This is a genomic window from Acidovorax sp. NPDC077693 (assembly GCF_044542805.1).
Classification (GTDB): domain Bacteria; phylum Pseudomonadota; class Gammaproteobacteria; order Burkholderiales; family Burkholderiaceae_C; genus Acidovorax.
This window is the reverse complement of sequence record NZ_JBITVD010000030.1, coordinates 1-18,266: the sequence shown is the minus strand read 5'-3', so window position 1 is coordinate 18,266 and position 18,266 is coordinate 1. Positions and strand designations below refer to the sequence as shown.

Genomic DNA, 18,266 nt, shown 5'->3' with positions numbered 1-18,266 from the left:
AGTCAATAATTGGTAAGATCCTTGCCGATTTCAGTTGGGCGCTTTTCCCGGCCTGACTCTCGTCGGCCACTCTAGTTCTGTCGGCCACTTTATTGCTTTCAGGAGGTCACGCGATGCTCCCAGACTTACCCGAATTTAAGGGCACGTTCAGCGCAGCGCTTGTTCGCTATGTGAGCAAACGCGCGCAGGCTCAGCTAGGGGTTTTCGCCGAGGTGCCTCGACAGATCCTCCATGAAGGGCATGCAACCCGCATCGCTCGTGCTAATGGAGATATCGAGGACTCTCCTCTATTCGATGCGGGTGCCCAAGCCACGATATCCGAGGATGACATGGCCCGGCTCAGTCGCAAGGAGCGGCTGGAGCTGCTCAACCTCATGGCTGACAAGCTGGCGGAGGACATGGCTGGCAAGCTGTATGGCGCACTCTCTGAAACTCTAGACCGAGCTGGTCAGACGCTTGACAACCGCGGAAAGCCCTTCAACGCTGAGACGATCTTTGCTCTCTTCGAGCGGCTGGAGATTGACTTTGATCGGCATGGTCAACCTAATTACCCAACATTGTCCTTGGCGCCAGAGTTACAGGAATCGGCGAAACAAGCATTCGCTCAAATCGAGACCGATCCGAAGTTGAGGGAGCGCTTTGTAAACATGATTGGCGAGAAGAAGGCGAAATGGCGTGATAGAGAAGCTGCTAGAAAACTGGTTGGATAAAGCGAGCGAACGCAGCTACCAACCTGTGTTTGTTCAGATGTTGTCTGCCCAGGGCTATGAGGTCTTGCACAGCACGCGTCACTGCCTTCTTGAATTTGGCAAAGACATTCTGGCAATCGGGCCGGACGGTGTTGGCTGCGCCTTTCAGCTGAAAGGTGATCCAGGCAAGCGAATGCAAATCGCCGAGTTTCGATCTGGTATTCAGTTCCAGCTTGTTCAGCTCATGAGCCAGTCACCGGCCTACCCAGGCTTTCCAGCAGGAACCTATCGGTCCTATCTGGTCAGCAATGGTCAATTCGAAGAGGAAGTTCAAACTGCAGTGCAGCAGATGAACAATTCACCCTTGCCCTCCAAAGTTGAGCTTTGGAGCCGGGGCATGCTACTAGAAATGTGCCGCACAAACGCACAGCAATTGTGGCCTGGCGAGCTATCGGACACCCGCGCACTCCTAGAGCTCTACATGCTCAACCCGAGAGGAAAGCCGCCAATCAAGCTTCTCGATGGACTGCTCACCTCGGTCGTGAAACTCGATGCGCTTGAGCCTATTGGGCGACCGGAGTTCATCCGGACTGCCAGTAGTGCCGCGTGGCTCACGGGTCTCGCGATCTCCAGCTTCGCGGAGGAGCAGAATCACTACGCCGTTGCGATTGCTTGGACCCAGTGTTGTGTAGCGCTGATTGCGGCGGCCGAGAAGCATGCTTCCGGCGCATTGACCAGCATCGCATCGAGCTTCGAGCTTGCCAAAGCGGCGCTGCTAGATTCATTGACGGCTCTGTGGGACGACGTAGAGGGAAGGTCTCACCTGGGCCAAGGTGACCCGCTCGCAGATCTAGAGGTCTCGGGCTGGCGAATCTCGGTGCTCTTTGGCTTACTGTCGTGCCTTGCATTCGCGGACGAACAGTCCCCCATCCTGAATTGCGATCGCAGGACGAGGCTGCATAAATGGCTGACCACAAATTCTCACCATCCCGAGCTATGGGGTGAGGGTGCGATTGCGCAGATAGTCCCGTGGATTCTGTGGATCAGAAAGCATGATGCAACAAGCCGACCCGATCGCGAAATTCAGGAGCTTGCCCGTGCCTTGGTTACCTTGAACCAGCCTGATAGCAAGAGGGCATTGCTGTCACCGTACTACGATGGCGACCAGGTACTCACTTATCGCTTCGGTCTTCAGAAAAATAGCTTTGATGAGCAGGAGACGTTTGCAGGACGCGCCCATACCGCGGAGGTGGTCATTCATCTACTGGTGCGGACCAACTTGAAGCAGGCCTGCAAAAGCCTCTGGCCCGACTTCACGAGGCTCAATCACCATCGCTTTCATGTGAAGAGCGCCACGGACTATTGCCGGTTTCGATCACAGAACGGAGTTGGAGAGACGAAAATTTACCCCCCAGAGTACAGCTGGAGCGAGCTCAAAGAAGATGCATTGCGTGGCACTGAGCAGTACAAGATCCCCACCGCGTTGGCCAAGACCCCTTGGCTGCTTGGGATGTGGTGGCAGGCAGCACCTCACCGCCTCAATGCAGACAGTTTCCGCATCTTCGCAGATGAGGTGCTTCCTAGCTGGGGAAGTTGATTGCGACCAATCTCGCCGTTACCCTCACAGCGGTGGTGGTGGCCACCGCGGATTGACATGTCGGTAAGGCACAGCCAAACCTGAGGGTTGCCTTGAACACGTGCGGCTGCACTTCTGGCCGGCAGCTCACCTTCACTGCCGGGCACTCAGTAGCAACTTTCTTCGCTAGCCAGCCGGCAAATACCAGCTTCGGCTTCTCAGAACATGTTTAGGTCTAATGCTCCTACCTGAAGCATTAGGCGCGACTTAAACCTTTATCAACTTGGTAACCTCAGCCAATGCCATAGTGAAATGAGAGGTAAGTGCAAAAAAAACAAATGCTTGAAGCGCAAGCTTCTTAATATCAGCCTTCATAACGAAGTACTCCTTGAGGTTGATTCGAAATATTAGATTTTGGTTGTGATGAAACTTTCGCTACGGCTGGGCAAGCGATTGGAAGCGTAGCTGCTGATACCGACAGGTTACGGAAGAATTCCATGTCAACATTATCCCAAATACTTTTCATAGTGGGATCAGGCGTATATTTCCAAGACTTAAATCCCGGATGCGCATTACAAAGAGAATAATATGCATTATTGCATGCAAGTTGCTCACCCATGACGGAGAAGTACACCAATGCTTGATATCGAGCGTGGTAGTCAAATTCCTCCTCAAAAAGGACCTCCACTGTATTGGCCAAGTCCTGTTGTCGCATCCAAGCGCGAAGCGGCTGCGATAACCCAGCTGTTCCAAGCGGCAATTCTGCAAGTCTTGCGCCGATTCTCGAAAAACAAGCTCTGGCCTGAAGGTACTTATGACCCTGCTCCCCCAAAATTTCCTCTGCAAGTTTGTAGCAGTGGCCAGCCCGCTCAAACCAGCGGCTGCGCTCAAGGGCGCCCAAAGGCGTCGAGGCAGCATACAGTTGCGCTAGGTCCGTGTACACCCAGGCCAACTGTTGGGCATAGCAGGCAACGTTCACCGAGCGATCAGTCGCCGGCGGCAGCACCATTGACGCTTCATACTTCAGAAGACCTTCCAAAGTTCGCTGCCTTTCGAAAATCCAAGTCTCATGACTATCACGCTCAATGGGATCTTGGCTGAAAAATCTATCCATCCACCGGTGAAATTTGAACGCACCTTGTTGCCACTTTTCCGGCCAAAATCTCCATTGCTGAGTTTCCTGAAGTAATGCCGTAGCCGCGAACTCGAGTTTTTTGAAAGTTTTTTCCTGGAGAGCCTCCCCATTGCGGATTTTTGCAAAGGTGTTGGGCGCTACGTGCACATGGCTGGCCAATTGCTCCAGAGTCAACGACGACAGGCGGGTTGTCAGTACATTCACATAAAACAACAGGGTCCCAGGAGACTGATTCATCTTCTCTCCTCATCAAGTGATAAGTTTCAGTTAACGCGTATGGTGCTGCACGAGCGGCCCCTGTTCAACGCAAAACATGTGACGTTTTGCGGACAGGGGTTTCCCTCAGTTAGTCGGCCTTGCAGCCGACTCCGACCATCAGTTCTGCAGCGGGATCATCATGCGAGTGCACGTACGAGGATCGTTCGGCCCGGTGAAGTTGTGGCAGTAACGATCACCGGCTTGCAGCCCACCGAGCCAGTCGCCCGTACCACCGTGGATGGTGAAGTTGCGGACACCACCGTTGGTGTAGAAGAGCGAAACGTAGCAGGTGGCGTAGCGCGAGGGGCAGGTGTAGTACGAGCGAGCCGCGAGTGCGATGGAAGGGGCGCTCAAGATAGCCGACAGCGCAATGAGGTAGATGGTCTTGGTCAAGGTCTTCAAGGTGTTCTCCTTGGGTCAGGCAAGATCGCCTGAGACCAATGGTCGATGAACACCGTCCCTGAATCACTTCAGCCGCCTGTTCAGAGTGCGACTCAATTTGAGTGGCTTGTCCACGAATGGGACGCGCCAACAGGCCACCATCATGCCTTGCGAGTGAGCTTTACTCGCCATTCGCTTCCCTACAGGCTTCTCTGGCGCACTATGCCGCAGGCTCGCTTCCACCGTTCTCCTTGCGCGGGAAGGGCTATCGAAAATTTTTCCGCGCCGCCCTTTCTTCTGATCCCTCCGCTCTGGCCCTTGTTCCGCCGCTATCGTTTCCGGTGCGCCGTGCCCCCAATGGCCTTCAACCGCCGTCGACGTCCCCTTTTCTGTCAGCAGGCCTGTCCGTATACTGTATTTAATTACAGTATTTTGCCATGCCAGCCGCCTCCCGCTCCTTAGACACCCAGCACCTTCCCATCTTGGTGCGGGAGTCCGTCTGGACGGGTGATGACCTGGCGCACCAGCAGCACCCCACCATCCCCACTGGCTTCGAGCTGCTCGACGCCTCCCTGCCCGGGGGCGGCTGGCCGACCCGCACCCTGACCGAGGTCCTATCCGCCCAGGCCCCGCTGTGCGAGTGGCGCCTGCTCAGCCGCTGCCTCCCCTCACTGGTCAAGGACGGCGGCCAGCTCCTGCTCGTGGCCCCGCCCCAGCAGCCGCATGCCGGTGGCCTGGCCCAGCTCGGCGTGCCGGCCGACCAGGTGGTGTGGATCCAGGCCAAGACGCCAGCAGAGCGCCTGTGGGTCACCGAGCAGCTTGTCAAGTCCAATCCCCGCGGCGCGGTCCTCTCCTGGCTGCCCCAGGCCCGCGCTGACCAGATCCGGCGCCTGCAGGTGCACGCCCAGTCCTGTCAGTCGCCCGTTTTCCTGTTCCGGCCCGTGAACGCGCAGCGTGAGGCCTCCCCTGCCCCGCTGCGCACCCTGGTGTCGCTCGGATCGGGTTGGGACATCGACTTGCGCATCCTCAAGCGCCGCGGCACGCCATGCCCCGACGTGCTGGAGCTTTCTGCCATCCCTGGCCAGTTGAACCGCGTGCTTCCCCCTCGCCTGCGGCGCCTGGACACCGAGATCGTCATCCCCACGCGCAGAGAGGAGGCTCCCGATGATCGGTATCTGGGCCGCACTGCTACCCCGCACGACCAGCAGCGAGTCCTGCACCGCCATTGACCTGGCGTCCCTGGCCGTCTGGGCGCTGCAGTTCTCTCCACGGGTGGCCCTGCGCGAGGAAGCGGTCCTGGTTGAGGTCGGTGCCAGCGCACGCCTGTTCGGCGGCCTGGGGCACCTGCGCAAGCGCATCGAAGTAGAAGGTGCCGAGGTTGGTGTGGATGCCATCGCCTGGGCGCCCACGGGCACGGCTGCGCTGGCCCTGCTGCGCTCGCGTGTGCCGAACGGCTTCGGCGGTTCTCTGCACAAGGTGTTGGACAAGCTCCCCCTCGAATCCATCACCGCCGTAGCCCACCATGCCGGCACGCTGCACCGCCTGGGCTCCCGCACCCTGGGCGACGTGCGCGCCTTGCCCCGTGGTGGCCTGGGCCGCCGTTTCGACAAGGCGCTGTTGCACGGCCTGGACCAGGCCTACGGCGTGCGCCCCGAGGTCTACGAATGGCAGCAGTTGCCCGAGACCTTCTCCGCCCGCCTGGAGTTCATGCACCGGGTGGAGCACGCTCCCGCACTGATGTTCGGCGCTCGGCGTCTCTTGTTCCAGATGTCCAGTTGGCTTGCCGCGCGGCACATGGGCGTCACTGCGTTCACGCTGCGCTGGGCCCACGACGCCATGCGCGCCAAGACCGCAGGCATCGGCGGTGAGCTGGTGGTGCGCACGGCCGAGCCCACGCAGAACGTCGATCACCTGGGCCGCCTGTTGGGCGAGCACCTGGCCAAGGTAGAACTGCTGGCCCCTGCCGGTGACATCGAGCTGCTGGCCTCCGAGACCATCCCCATCCAGCAGGAGAGCAAGTCCCTGCTGCCCGAGACCATCCGCCAAGGCGAAGACACCGCGCTGGTGCTCGAACGGGTGCAGGCACGACTTGGCAAGGACCGCGTGCTGCGCCCCATGCTGAAGGCCGACCACCGCATCGAATGGGTGCAGTCCTGGCAAGGCGCCGAACTGGCCCGCCAGCGCGGCGCACCGGGGTGCCACGAGCTGCCCATGCCGGAGTGGCTGCTGCCCGAGCCGTTGCGCCTGGCCGAGCGCGACAACCGCCCTATCTACCAGGGCACCCTGCAGCTGCTGCTCGGCCCGGACCGCGTGGAGGGCGGCTGGTGGCACCGGGCACCAGGTGCAGGGGATGGCGGCGCCGACCAGTTGAATGTGCAGCGCGACTACTGGGTGGCGATGAGCAGGCATGCCGGCGTGTTGTGGATTTTTCAGCGACGGCTGGCTGAGGATAAGACCGGCTGGTTTCTCCACGGGCTGTACGCCTGAGACATACCGAAGAACCCGTGAGCTACCGGTATGGCGCTTCCCGACTACGCAGAACTGCGCTGCGTTTCCAACTTCACTTTTCTGGACGGCGCGAGCTGGCCAGATGAGCTGGTCGAGCGCGCAAAGACACTGGGCTACAGCGCCATCGCGGTGACGGACGAATGCACCCTGGCCGGTGTCGTGCGCGCGCACGTCGAGGCCAAGAGGCAAGGCATCAAGCTGCTTGTCGGCTCGCAGTTCCGGGTGGCGGCTGACCTGCCTTTCACAATGATTTTGCTGGCCCAGACCATGGAGGGCTACGGCAACCTGTGCCAGTTCATCACCCGGCTGCGCCGCACGACCGAAGAGAAAGGCACCTACCTGCTGCAGCGCTTCACCATCGAGGGTGAGGCGGTGGCCGAGTGCTTAGTCATCGTGTCGCCGGATCGCGTAGCGCCGAACCAGCAGGACGCCACCGACGAGCAGTTGGAGGAGCTGGGACGCTGGATGCTGACCCACTGCACAGGCCGGGCCTGGATCGGTGTGGAGCAGAACCGGCGCATCGACGACGAGCTGTGGCTTCACCGCATGCGGCAGCTCTCGTCCCTGACCGAGATTCCGCTGGTGGCCTTGGGGGACGTGCACATGCATGTGCGCAGCAGGAAGCCGTTGCAGGACGTGCTCACCGCAACCAGGGTGGGCCGCCCGCTGACCGAGTGCGGCTACGACCTGCAGCGCAGCGCCGAGCAGCATCTGCGCAGCCGCCTGCGGCTGTCCCAGGCCTACCCCGATGACCTGAAAGCCGAGACCATCCGGGTTGCGGACCGGTGCACGTTCAGCCTGGACGAGATCAAATACCAGTACCCCGATGAAGTGGTTCCCGATGGGCACACCCCGGCGAGCTACCTGCGACAGGCTACTTACGAGGGTGCCGGCCGCCGCTGGCCCACCGGCATCCCCGCCAAGGTGCAGGACCAGATCGAACATGAGCTGGACCTGATCTGCGAGCTGCGGTATGAGCACTATTTCCTCACCGTGTTCGACATCGTGTCCTTCGCGCGGTCCCAACACATCCTCTGCCAGGGCCGTGGCTCTGCCGCCAACAGTGTTGTTTGCTACTGCTTGGGCGTCACCGAGGTGGACCCGGCGCGCATGTCGGTGCTGTTCGAGCGCTTCATCAGCAAGGAGCGCAACGAACCGCCCGACATCGACATCGACTTCGAGCACGAACGGCGTGAAGAGGTGATCCAGTATCTGTACGGCAAGTACGGCCGGGACCGCGCCGCGCTGGCCGCTGCCGTCATCACCTACGGGCCGAAGTCTGCGATCCGCGATGTGGGCAAGGCATTGGGCTTCAGCCTGGAGGTAGTGGATGGACTGGCCAAGGGACACCAGTGGTGGGATGGCGATGGAGTGCGACTGGAGCGGTTCGAGGAACTCGGGATCTCCGATAAGGACCTGGCCGTGCAGCAGCTCATCGAGCTGACCAACCAGCTGATCGGGTTTCCGAGGCACCTTTCGCAGCACACGGGTGGTTTCGTGCTGACCAAGGGCCTGCTCAGTCGCATGGTGCCCATCCAGAACGCGGCCATGGAAGACCGCACGGTGATCGAGTGGGACAAGGACGACCTCGATGCCATAGGCCTCTTGAAGGTCGATGTGCTCGCACTCGGCATGCTCACGGCCATCCGCAAGGCCCTGGACCTGGTGGGCATGCGCAAGGGATACGACTTCGGGATGCAAGACATACCGGCCGAGGATCGAGAGACTTACCGGATGGTTTCTCGGGCAGATACGGTGGGCGTGTTCCAGGTGGAAAGCCGCGCGCAGATGTCCATGCTGCCGCGACTGCGGCCCAAGTGCTTCTACGACCTGGTGATCTCCGTCTCGATCGTGAGACCAGGCCCCATCCAGGGTGGTATGGTGCATCCGTACTTGAACCGCCGCCAGGGCCTGGAGCCTGTGACCTACCCCGGCGAAGCCCTCAAGCAGGTTCTCAGCCGCACGCTGGGCGTAACCTTGTTCCAAGAGCAGGTCATGCAGGTGTCCATGGTCGCTGCGGGTTTCACTGCCGGGGAGGCCGATGACCTTCGACGGGCCATGGCGGCTTGGAAGAAGCGCGGAGGACTGGAGAAGTACGAGAAAAAAATCATCGACGGGATGACGGAGCGTGGGTACACCCCGGCCTTTGCGCAGTCCACCTTTCAACAGATCAAGGGGTTCAGCGGGTATGGGTTTCCGGAGAGCCACGCGGCGAGTTTTGCACTGCTGGTTTATGCCAGCTGCTGGCTCAAGCGTCACGAGCCTGCGGCCTTCCTGGCGGCGCTGCTCAACTCCCAACCCATGGGCTTCTATACGCCAAGCCAGCTTGTGCAGGATGCCAGGCGACACCGCGTGGAAGTGCGCGGCGTCGATGTGATGCACAGCGCGGTGGAATCGACCTTGGAGGATCTGCCAGAGGTCCCCGCGGTGAGACTGGGCCTGCACATGGTGTCGGGGCTGAATGCTACTTCCGCCGCGCGCATCGTGCAGGCTCGCGAGAACCTCCCCTTCGACAGCGCAGAGGACTTGGCCTTGCGGGCCGGGTTGGAACAGCACGAGATGAAGCTGCTTGCCGCGGCCGATGCGCTGCTTGGCGTGTCTGGCCATCGGCGCCAACAGGTGTGGGACGCGGCAGGGCTGCATCGAACGCCCGAGCTGCTGCACGATGCGCCGGTCAACGAACACTATCTGGAACTACAGGCCGCGCCCGAGGGCGAAGAAATCGTGTGGGACTATGCATCCACCGGACTGACGCTGCGTCAGCATCCGCTGGCCTTGCTGAGGCCCCGCATGGCCGCGAAGAAATTGCTGTCATCGCGCGACCTGCGGCACATCCCTGATGGCCGGGTGATCCGCACTGCGGGCATCGTGACCTTGCGGCAGCAGCCGTCAACCGCCAACGGGACGATCTTCGTCTCGCTCGAGGATGAGTTCGGCGCGGTGCAGGTGATCGTATGGTCTGCTGTGCGGGAAGAGCAGCGGCAAGTGTTGCTAGAGTCGCGGCTGCTCGCGGTCAAGGGGGTATGGCAACGACGGGGAGCGGTGGCCAATTTGATTGCGCATCGGCTTGCCGATCTCACGCCGTGGTTGGGGAGGCTGGGAAGGTTGGAGAGTCGGGATTTTCGTTGAAGCGGTTCATTTCCGCATAAATCGAAGCCTAAGTAATGGCATTTACTGTGATTTTTTTGAATTTTCAATCAACTCTTCTAGCTCTTTCAGCCTGGCTCTTAATCTAGTATTTTCTGCAAGCGTTTCTTTCGCACGACGTGCTTGATTGTTATGGTGTTTCACCAGCTTACTTGCCTCATTTCCTTCAGTGTACGGCTTAATCGATCTTGTGCTTCGATGCCCAGCTTTTGTAGCCACAGATCTTGAAACACTTTCAGAACTTGTATCCAGTCCAAGATTCTTTCTATCCTCATACTCTAGCTCAGTAGATTTAATGAGAAATTTGGCTCTAAATGAATGTATAGCCACTCCTTTCGGCGCGCCGCATGCCCGCAAAGCCTCAGAAACGATCGCCGTTATTGATCTGTCATCCAACGGCTGGCAGCTTCTTTCAGAAATGAACACCGCACCTTTGGTTCTGCTCTCCGGCACATTTTTCCGAATCAGATGCTGCGCCCGATGATTTTTAATGAAGCCAGTAACATTTTGATGCAAATCGATGGGGATCTCAAAGTAATCACCGTAGGATCTCTTCTGACGTGCTGGCCTCAGCAGGACAGTGTCGCGGTCCGTGATTTCAAAGCTCTTGCCAATAAATTGATCTATTTCTAGTGACTGAATTGACCCTCTTCGAAAACCGGTGTACGCAGCTATGTCAATCATCAGAATATTTCTGTATTTGATATGCAAAGATTTATCTGACTCTAGAAAATATTCATGCAACGCATCCACAGTGTCTTCCGTAGGTACATATTTCGGGAAACCACCTCGTTTATTCCTCGTACGCACGTCTAGGAGCAGTGGATACCGATCAAAAGACCTAAGTTCCGAATTGCGAGGCGAGAGGTAAGACAAGCTGCTTCCGAAAAGATGACTCTCTACGCGGCAGCCCTTAGCGCCAATCAAGTTCTCAGCCGCCCTTCCATTCTCCTGCAGCCACTTAAGCCAGTCATATATGCGAACCAATTTCGCATTGATCGTTATTCTAGCCCTGTCGGCTGTGACAACGTTGGCGGATGTACCTGACGGGATCTTTGAAAAAAAGAAATCTCTAAAATCTGCAATTAGCTTATTGCTACAGTCGTTCACTCCCAATCCTCGCGAGCTCAGGTAGCCTACAAATACACGAAGATGCCCGATCTCTTGATGGATCGACGCTCGCGCCATAGAGAGTTTGAGTACCAGTTCATCGGCGTAGTCACTTACATCGCTCACAATCTCCTTTTGTTGAAAATCGTACAGCAACACCCTGAAGGAATTCCCCAATTCGACTATAGAAAGAAGATATCTTCTCTTCACTTTTTCACACCTATTCCGATTATTTTCCTGTGTTGCTTGGTCAATTCTTGATTACTCTTTTTAAGACTGACAATTTCAGCCTCCAGCTCGCCCAGCATCTCGACAGACTTACGCTCAAGAGATGAATACTGAGCTTTAGCAGTTTCTAGCTCTCCATTAAGCTTTTTGATGGTAGCCCGCATTTTCACAACCTCTCGCTCACATATTTGTCGCATCAATTTCTGCAGCCCGCTGCTACGCCTTGCAGCAGCCAGGTTGTCACTGCGTGATGGTTTGCCACTCGCATTCCTATGCAATTCAGATATCTTATTTAATAGCTGATTTACAGACAGAACGATGTCCGAATATTTTAGAAATGTAAGCCGACCATTCGGTGTGACCTTGCCCAGTTCAGGATCCTCGTATGTCCAAAGATGGAACTGCCGTTGAGTTAGCGGAATTTCCGAATTTATTTCTCGAAGTACGCCACGCTCCAAAGCCGATACATAGCATGAAAGTATTTTGACTTTCAACTCCAGATTGCTCTTTGAGGCATCTTCATTTAGGTGAGCTACAGTTGGCTTACGGCCAGGAACCGTGTCGGAGGAAGCCCCGCGGCGTGAAACAGGTAATTTCATATCAACTAGAGATGCCTAATCTCGCAGAATGGAGCTGAATGATACGGCGCAACCCAGAGAGTTCGACCACGGCGTTCTTTTGCTGAATTGACTCACTCCCCTCGCTCAAGCTCACCAATGCTTTCTCATCTTCTAGGAGATTGGCAAGATGTCCGGGTGTTGTATCTGAGTACGGACATTTGCCGCAAGTGTAAGGGGAGGCATTTTCACGTGAAATCTGGCCAGACCCAGTAGAGCAAGCAGAGTGTTTCCTGGATTTTCCTGCCATACATGTACCCCACGGATAGGGAGTCGGGTCATGCCCTCGGTCCAGAAATGCGTCTGCTACCACTTCAGCCTTTTTCGAAGCATCTAGCGTCGAATAACTTATCGATGCGCCCAACTTGCGATGGAACCGAGCAACTAATTTGGCAAACCCCCCAGAGAAGTGACGCGAGGATTCGACAACTTCACGGATATAGTCACGCAACTTCTCAATCCCTACTTCGCGCACGATCTCAAAAATTTCCTCTCTACGATAAAGCTCAGCGCTTTGGTTTCCAGATCCTCTAGCCCACTTGGCTACGGCCGTCTTACCATGCTCAGTTTCCATTCCATCTGTGATGTAATGCAACGCCTGCACCACATCGATGTGTCCGTATTTTTGAGCTAAGGCAATTAGCTGAGCATTTTCGTATCGAAAATGATAAAGCAGGCCATAAGCACGCCGAAACATATGAGGTGTGATGCGAGGAATGCTCCCTGTAAATTGCGGCGAATTTTGAATAAACCTGGAGATTGCATTTTTTGCGGTTCCATTATCAAAGGTGAACCACTGAATTGCTCGACGTCCGTCGATGAAAAATCTCGGGATCACAAACAGCTTTCTATCCCTCCCAGACGTGCAGCTCGTAGCGCTATCACTGAGGCACCATGCGATATCAGAGAACCTTCTCATTAACTCAATAGCACTCCTAGAAATGTCGTTCACGTAATGTGAATTATAATCACGTATTGTTTTCTCGATATAAAACTCGCATTCGTACAGGTTGAAAATGTCATCAACCTTTTTCAGCGAATGAACGTGAAGACCGATAGCCTTTCCAATTATCTCGTCTTTTCGACGCGCGTTCATTGAAGTCAGGATAATAAAGCACGCAGCATACAAGTGTGTCAACAGTCCCAAAACGGAAATCTCACCATGCACTGGCTCAGATAGCTTATATGTCGTTATTCTCAATCCAACTGCGGACTCAAGACTTTTTCGACTTGGAAGTTCTCTTAATAGTTTTGCTCGAACTCGAGTAAGCTCCTTGCGCTCCATTTCAAGCAAGTTGCCAGTTTTTGCCAAGTCTAACTGGGCGTCAATTAAGCTGGATACAAAATCATAAAACTGAGGACCGATCTCAAGAACCCAGCGATAGGCGTGGACAAGCACACGGCCCCAAGTATCGGGATCCATGTTTCGTGTTCTTGCCCCAGCACGGCCATTCCTTAAAGCATAAATGTAGTTACTACCTCCCGGAAGAGTTTTTATTGCTTTATCCGGCCTTACTTGCGCCAATATATCAATCAGAGATAGTGCCCTCCCCAGCATCACAGATGAACTTTTTTTATACGGAGGGATGTTATATAGCGAGACATCTCCCGCCCTCCAAATACCCGGATCGTCCGAGGCTTGTATCAAAATGCCCCGCATTACCGCGAGTTCAGGGCCAGCGATGTTTGTACCGACTTCAGCGAGGAACCCAGCCCTCAAATGAACCTTGCCTCTAGTTTTACCTCTTTCCAAAAATAAATCGGGATGCCACGCTACTTGACTTAAGCGCTTTGCGGCACGGGCATTGATGCAAAGCGCTTTGCACCATCCCCCGTTTGCTAAGTCCTCTCTTAACAGCTCCCAGGTTGATCTAGGCACATCTCTTAAGTCATAAAATCCTTTGACCCATGCAAACTCAGCAGTCTTCGCAAAGACCTTGGCGAACTGAATGAGAACGTTGTGAAATGATTTACTCTCACCTGATCTCGAAGCGAGGACATCTAGCCCTAGCAAGAACAGTTCGAAAAGACCATCATCATCGACCAGTTTTTTTGGAAGACCGGTAAGGGCAGATGGGGGAAGCATTGCATGGTCAATATTTGTGCTCACCCAAGGTTCCTGGTTCGCGCCAGGCAACACATTTAAAACGTATACAGCTCGCGACTGCCAATCAACACGCAGCTTCGCACTAATGAGCTCAAGTGAATTTTCTTGGTCAGGGTGTCTAGAGTGGGCTACGCTAAAATTACTCATTTCCAACCCTTTTTAGCAAATGACGATAAGGACCACGCGAGATCGAACCAAACAATGCAAAAGCGAAGAGCATATTCTCTAGATGCAGCTTCTCAAAGCTCTCGGGATTAGAATTGAACAGACGCCTCCAGTTTTTCTCGAAATACTTCTTCGTTAGCACCACCTCTTCAATTCGATCACTATTAATTTCGATTATCATATTTGAGCAGCCCTCGTCCTTATGGCAGTTTGACGCCGAACATGATCCATTGGAGAGCCACCCGGCTACAGGCGGCGCGCTCGGGTTTCGACATGACGAACCATCTCCAATTGGAAAAGGAATTAACTTTCTTCCCGAGGAAATGGAGCTTGGATCCGACATATAGCGAACAGTGGCATCAAATCGCCGCTCGAACTCCAAAGTATTTGCCGAATTGAGACGCCTCAAAACAGCCTTATTGATGTAATGAAAGGTTGTGGTAGATCTAACGTGTCCTGCCCTGCTCTGAGCTTCTGCAATACTCCCGTCTCGAACCGTATCGACAGCCAATACCTGTCCGCGGACCATCTCCAGAGAAAACGTAGGCAGATCATGCTTTCTGCAAAATCGCCTGCATTGATGACTCCAGTTTGTAATCTCCTTAAGCCCGTTGACCGAAGTCTTCTCCCAGCCGGACCAAACTGAAGTATTGCTATATCCAAGTCGCTCTAGGCGCCGAGATCTGTCCAGCAATATTTTCAACGCAAGCAGCACATCCTCATCATTACGCTCAACCAAAACGGTGGGAGTTTCGTCCTTAGTCCTGGACTTGGTGGATTTCAGCCGATGAGGAAAGGAAGGCACATCGAGCATCTCAGGAGGAAGCGCAAGTACCGACGAAAAATTCCATCCCGTCTTGATCTGGATAACCAAAGCGCACGCAAGCAGTACTTCGTACGGTGGCATCTCGCGGGCATTTAGCCAAGCCACAGGCCTGAGAGGCTCACAGCTTCCCCCAGTTAGTCTTTTCGCATGTTCGACGATTGCTGTGGCCCTCGGTCGCTCCCACTGAGATAATTCAGATTGCTCGCCTTTATTGATTGATATCAACAATGCAAAGTAGGACTCACACTCCTCATCGCTCAAAATGACATCTTTATCTGTAATGCTTAGTCGCGCTGCCCGTCGGACTTTTTCACTCAATCCACTCAGAGATATTTTCTCCAGCCGTGCGATTTCCATGAGAGTCTCGGAGTGTTGTTTCATGACACGGATACAAGTTACTCTGACCCGTTCCAAATCCCCGACAAGAATTTCAGAAGTCTTCGCCTGGAGGTCTACAAGATTCTCATGTGGAACTGCACCGATCAATGGGCGACTTGGATGAGGCACATCACTGATAAGCTCTCGTCCAGAGGTGCGGACAGGACACCGCGTCCGGAAAAAGCTTCCTATCCGTTTTAGACGAGCGTCGAAAGACATACTTGCAAACTTCTTCGACAAGAATGTTCTAACCGCTGTGCTGACCTTGTGAGCCTTATAGGGCGTGTATGCGTACAACAGAAATTGCTCAAGCTCTGAGAATAGTTTCAATACCATTTCAAGCGTGACTTGCTCAGGAGGGCACAAGGAAATTGGTTTCCAAGTTCTTAAAGTCGCGGCATCTCTTAGCCCTTTGATGAGATAGTCAATGTCTGACCGGCCAAATGGCTTTATTTCTGTAGACTTTGCTTGTGCACAGATGTCCGCCCACATCCATTCGAACTGCTCTATGCCCAAATCGTGGAGGCTGAAGGTCATCACACCGGTTCGATGCGCGAAGTGCACGTTCGTGAACCAGTGAAAACTTGCCGCTTGGTGCTTAAGGCGTGATACCGTACTCAAGATAGATAGCTCCTTCGAAAGAATCACAGTGCGAACGCCACTGTCTTCACTTCACATCCTACATAGGCTGCTACGGTGAACTTGGCGCCCGCGGATCTGCCCAAGGATTCCGGTCGGTTCGACCTGCCCATCGCTCTGGGCATCCTCGCGGCCAGCGGGCAGGTCGATGCCAGCAAGCTCAAGGGCTATGAATTCGCCGGCGAACTGTCGCTCTCGGGCGAGCTGCGCGCCGTGCGCGGCGCACTGGCCACCAGCCTGGCGCTGCAGACCCAGCAGATCGACGTGCAACTGGTGCTGCCGCCCGGCAGTGCCGAAGAAGCCGCCCTGGTGCCAGACGCCCGCGTAGTGCGGGCCCGCCACCTGCTCGACGTGGTGCGTGCCTTCTTGCCGCCCGGCAGCGCGGCAGGGGGCGATGCCGACGTCGACAACGACGGCTGGAGCCGGCTGGAGCCCCAGCCGCTGACCGCCCACACCACGGGCCCCGACATGGCCGACGTGAAGGGCCAGGCCACGGCCAAGCGTGCGATGGAGATCGCCGCGGCCGGCGCGCACAGCCTGCTGATGGCCGGGCCGCCGGGCTCCGGCAAGTCGATGCTCGCACTGCGGTTTGCGGGCCTGCTGCCCGCGATGACGGTGCAGGAGGCGCTGGAGAGCGCGGCCATCGCCAGCCTGGCGGGGCGCTTTCACCCCGAGCGCTGGGGGCAAAGGCCGACCGGCAGCCCGCACCACACGGCCAGTGCGGTGGCGCTGGTGGGAGGGGGTGTAAATGAAGGCACTATTTGCGAATGCTTGGAATTAAGTGCGAAAAATACCTTTTTTATGGAATTAAATGCGAAAAGCCGTCATTCAGCGCTCAGGCTGGCGACGATGCTGATGTAAGCTACTTTTGACTTAAGTGCCGACGACCCCGTGAGCCGCGCGAGTGGCTCTATACCCACACGCATGTTGGATGCGGGGGCAGAACAAGTCGCGCAGTCGAAGGTCGGCGCGGTGGCTCACTCCGGTCTCGGCTGCAGCAGGTGACCGTCGACATCAGTCTGGTCCAGCCTAAGGCGCGACCAATCAGCCCTCGCGGAAGGCGTTGCCTCAACCCGGTGCCTGCCCCGACCTAGTAGACGCCGCGGGCTTCACCAGCCGTGTGATCTCACCACCGCACGCGCTGAAGTTGCGGGCGTATTCCTCGGGGTTGTCAAACAGCACCTGGGCTTGCATCAGGCGGTCGAGTTCCTGTTTTGCGTAGAGCAGGATGCCCGCGCTGCTGCCGCCTGAGGCCCAGGGATAGTCCAGCTCGCGGAACTGGCGCGCGATGTCGCGGTGAATGCGCACATGCGTCTGCTCGTGTTTCATCACGTGCGCATAGGCACAGCTGCCCGGCGGGATCTCGCTGGCTACGCGCAGCACCGGTTTGATGTAATCCAGCCGCACGACGACGCCTTGGCAACTGGTCTGCGGCATCACCGCAAGCTTGGTCTCGACAACTACGTGGCCGAGTTGCGTACCGCTGCGGCCGGCGCCTGCGCCGATCTTCGTCAGTTCGGCGGCCGATTTGGAGTTGTCCACTTCCGGGTCGGCGAACCAAGCCGCAGTGAAACGCACCGCCTTGTCGCAGGGAGGCAGATTGGCGGACTGCGCCTGGAAGCAAGCGCTGACCAGCAGCAGAGCGAGGAGGCTTTTCATCGTAACCTTCTGGTTATCGGCAAGAGGCGCTCGTCCTGAAGCGCGGTGGCCGCAAGGCGGCTAGCCTGACAGGGGCGGACGAGCATGCCCGGCGCCGGCTGGTCGTCAGTTGGCTTTTTCAGCCTCCGATCGCATTGCCTCAAATCGTATTCGACCTGATTTGGCATCGACGCAATGACTCGCAGAGTGCTCGGCATCGTTGTGACCAGATTCCCTGAAGCTCGCGGATAGAGGAGCCGCGCTGTCGTCAAAACGCGATACCGATGCAGTAAACCGGATGGCAAATGGAGCAAAGCCTAAGGCGCTTGACTCGTCATGCGAACTCAGGGCCCGCCGCTGCCAGTGGATGCAAACATTCAGCGAGTGCTTTCTCAAACCGCCAGCGGCAGCTCCTGCCCGATAGCGCGCCTTAGATGGCACGGTTTGGATTACAGCAATCGCTGCAGAATAGACCTCCCGCATGGCGGCTTCAGGCTGGTTGCAGCCGTTCGCCGTTTGAAAAGTGGCGGGCTTCTACTGACCCATAGTCGACATCCAACGACGATGGATGCGGACAGCGAAACTATAAAATCGAAAAAACTATTGGGAGCAGCTCTTGGGTCAGATCTTTGGGTTTCTTATCGCCGTTGAGGCCTACCAGGATGCAAGCATCAGTAATGTCCGCTTTGCTGAGAATGATGCTACTGGGCTGCGGGATGCACTTGGGCTGCATGGCTTGGATCCGGCAAATACCGTTTTGCTGCTTAGTTGTCGCATCCCGGACGATCATATGGCCGCTTGTGAAACAGATCCGGGTGCTCCTGGTACCACTCTTTCATAGCCTGCATCGGCGTCTTGCTCTTG

General features: G+C 56.1%; 12 protein-coding genes and 1 pseudogene. 6 read left to right on the top strand and 7 right to left on the bottom strand.

The window, feature by feature from the left end:
* Positions 1 to 113 precede the first annotated feature (113 nt).
* Positions 114 to 710: a hypothetical protein gene (locus tag ACIGHN_RS27570; protein ID WP_396507471.1), complete on the top strand. Its 597-nt coding sequence runs from the start codon at positions 114 to 116 to the stop codon at positions 708 to 710.
* The gene (locus ACIGHN_RS27565; RefSeq protein ID WP_396507470.1) at positions 676 to 2,286 is read left to right on the top strand and encodes a hypothetical protein; all 1,611 of its coding nucleotides are present in this window, start codon (positions 676 to 678) and stop codon (positions 2,284 to 2,286) included. Before ACIGHN_RS27570 ends, ACIGHN_RS27565 begins: the two co-directional genes overlap by 35 nt.
* Positions 2,287 to 2,629: 343 nt before the next feature.
* Here the strand turns inward: ACIGHN_RS27565 and ACIGHN_RS27560 are convergent, their stop codons facing one another.
* Together ACIGHN_RS27560 and ACIGHN_RS27555 are read right to left on the bottom strand one after the other, a co-directional pair.
* Positions 2,630 to 3,637 carry a hypothetical protein gene (locus ACIGHN_RS27560; RefSeq protein WP_396507468.1) on the bottom strand — a complete coding sequence of 336 codons (1,008 nt, stop codon included), beginning with the start codon at positions 3,635 to 3,637 and terminating at the stop codon, positions 2,630 to 2,632.
* A gap of 138 nt (positions 3,638 to 3,775) precedes the next feature.
* Positions 3,776 to 4,060, bottom strand: coding sequence for a hypothetical protein (locus ACIGHN_RS27555; protein ID WP_396507467.1), 285 nt, complete (start codon positions 4,058 to 4,060; stop codon positions 3,776 to 3,778).
* A 416-nt stretch (positions 4,061 to 4,476) separates the two neighbouring features.
* Between ACIGHN_RS27555 and imuA the strand changes: the two genes are divergently transcribed.
* The 3 genes from imuA to ACIGHN_RS27540 are packed head-to-tail and all read left to right on the top strand — an operon-like array spanning position 4,477 to position 9,676.
* Positions 4,477 to 5,268, top strand: coding sequence for a translesion DNA synthesis-associated protein ImuA (gene imuA, locus ACIGHN_RS27550; protein ID WP_396507466.1), 792 nt, complete (start codon positions 4,477 to 4,479; stop codon positions 5,266 to 5,268).
* Entirely contained in the window at positions 5,204 to 6,526 is a 1,323-nt protein-coding gene (locus ACIGHN_RS27545; RefSeq protein ID WP_396507465.1) for a Y-family DNA polymerase, read from the top strand. Before imuA ends, ACIGHN_RS27545 begins: the two co-directional genes overlap by 65 nt.
* A gap of 30 nt (positions 6,527 to 6,556) precedes the next feature.
* The gene (locus tag ACIGHN_RS27540) at positions 6,557 to 9,676 is read left to right on the top strand and encodes an error-prone DNA polymerase (protein WP_396507464.1); all 3,120 of its coding nucleotides are present in this window, start codon (positions 6,557 to 6,559) and stop codon (positions 9,674 to 9,676) included.
* 42 nt (positions 9,677 to 9,718) lie between these two features.
* Here ACIGHN_RS27540 and ACIGHN_RS27535 read toward each other — a convergent pair whose 3' ends face one another.
* From ACIGHN_RS27535 to ACIGHN_RS27520, 4 genes are all read right to left on the bottom strand, one after another.
* A complete protein-coding gene (locus tag ACIGHN_RS27535; protein WP_396507463.1) occupies positions 9,719 to 10,963 on the bottom strand; it encodes a hypothetical protein in 1,245 nt (414 codons plus the stop codon).
* Between the two features lie 47 nt (positions 10,964 to 11,010).
* Entirely contained in the window at positions 11,011 to 11,631 is a 621-nt protein-coding gene (locus tag ACIGHN_RS27530; RefSeq protein WP_396507461.1) for a hypothetical protein, read from the bottom strand.
* Position 11,632: 1 nt separating this feature from the next.
* Complete coding sequence (locus tag ACIGHN_RS27525; protein ID WP_396507460.1) at positions 11,633 to 13,759, bottom strand: hypothetical protein; 2,127 nt, start codon at positions 13,757 to 13,759, stop codon at positions 11,633 to 11,635.
* A gap of 136 nt (positions 13,760 to 13,895) precedes the next feature.
* Complete coding sequence (locus ACIGHN_RS27520; RefSeq protein WP_396507458.1) at positions 13,896 to 15,662, bottom strand: hypothetical protein; 1,767 nt, start codon at positions 15,660 to 15,662, stop codon at positions 13,896 to 13,898.
* A 156-nt stretch (positions 15,663 to 15,818) separates the two neighbouring features.
* On the opposite strand from ACIGHN_RS27520, the pseudogene ACIGHN_RS27515 reads away from it, so the two are divergent.
* Positions 15,819 to 16,508, top strand: a pseudogene (locus tag ACIGHN_RS27515) (ATP-binding protein); the annotation flags it as partial.
* Positions 16,509 to 16,832: 324 nt separating this feature from the next.
* On the opposite strand, the gene ACIGHN_RS27510 reads toward ACIGHN_RS27515, so the two are convergent.
* Positions 16,833 to 17,423 (bottom strand): hypothetical protein, encoded by a 591-nt coding sequence (locus ACIGHN_RS27510; RefSeq protein ID WP_396507456.1) that lies wholly within the window; start codon positions 17,421 to 17,423, stop codon positions 16,833 to 16,835.
* Positions 17,424 to 18,266 lie beyond the last annotated feature (843 nt).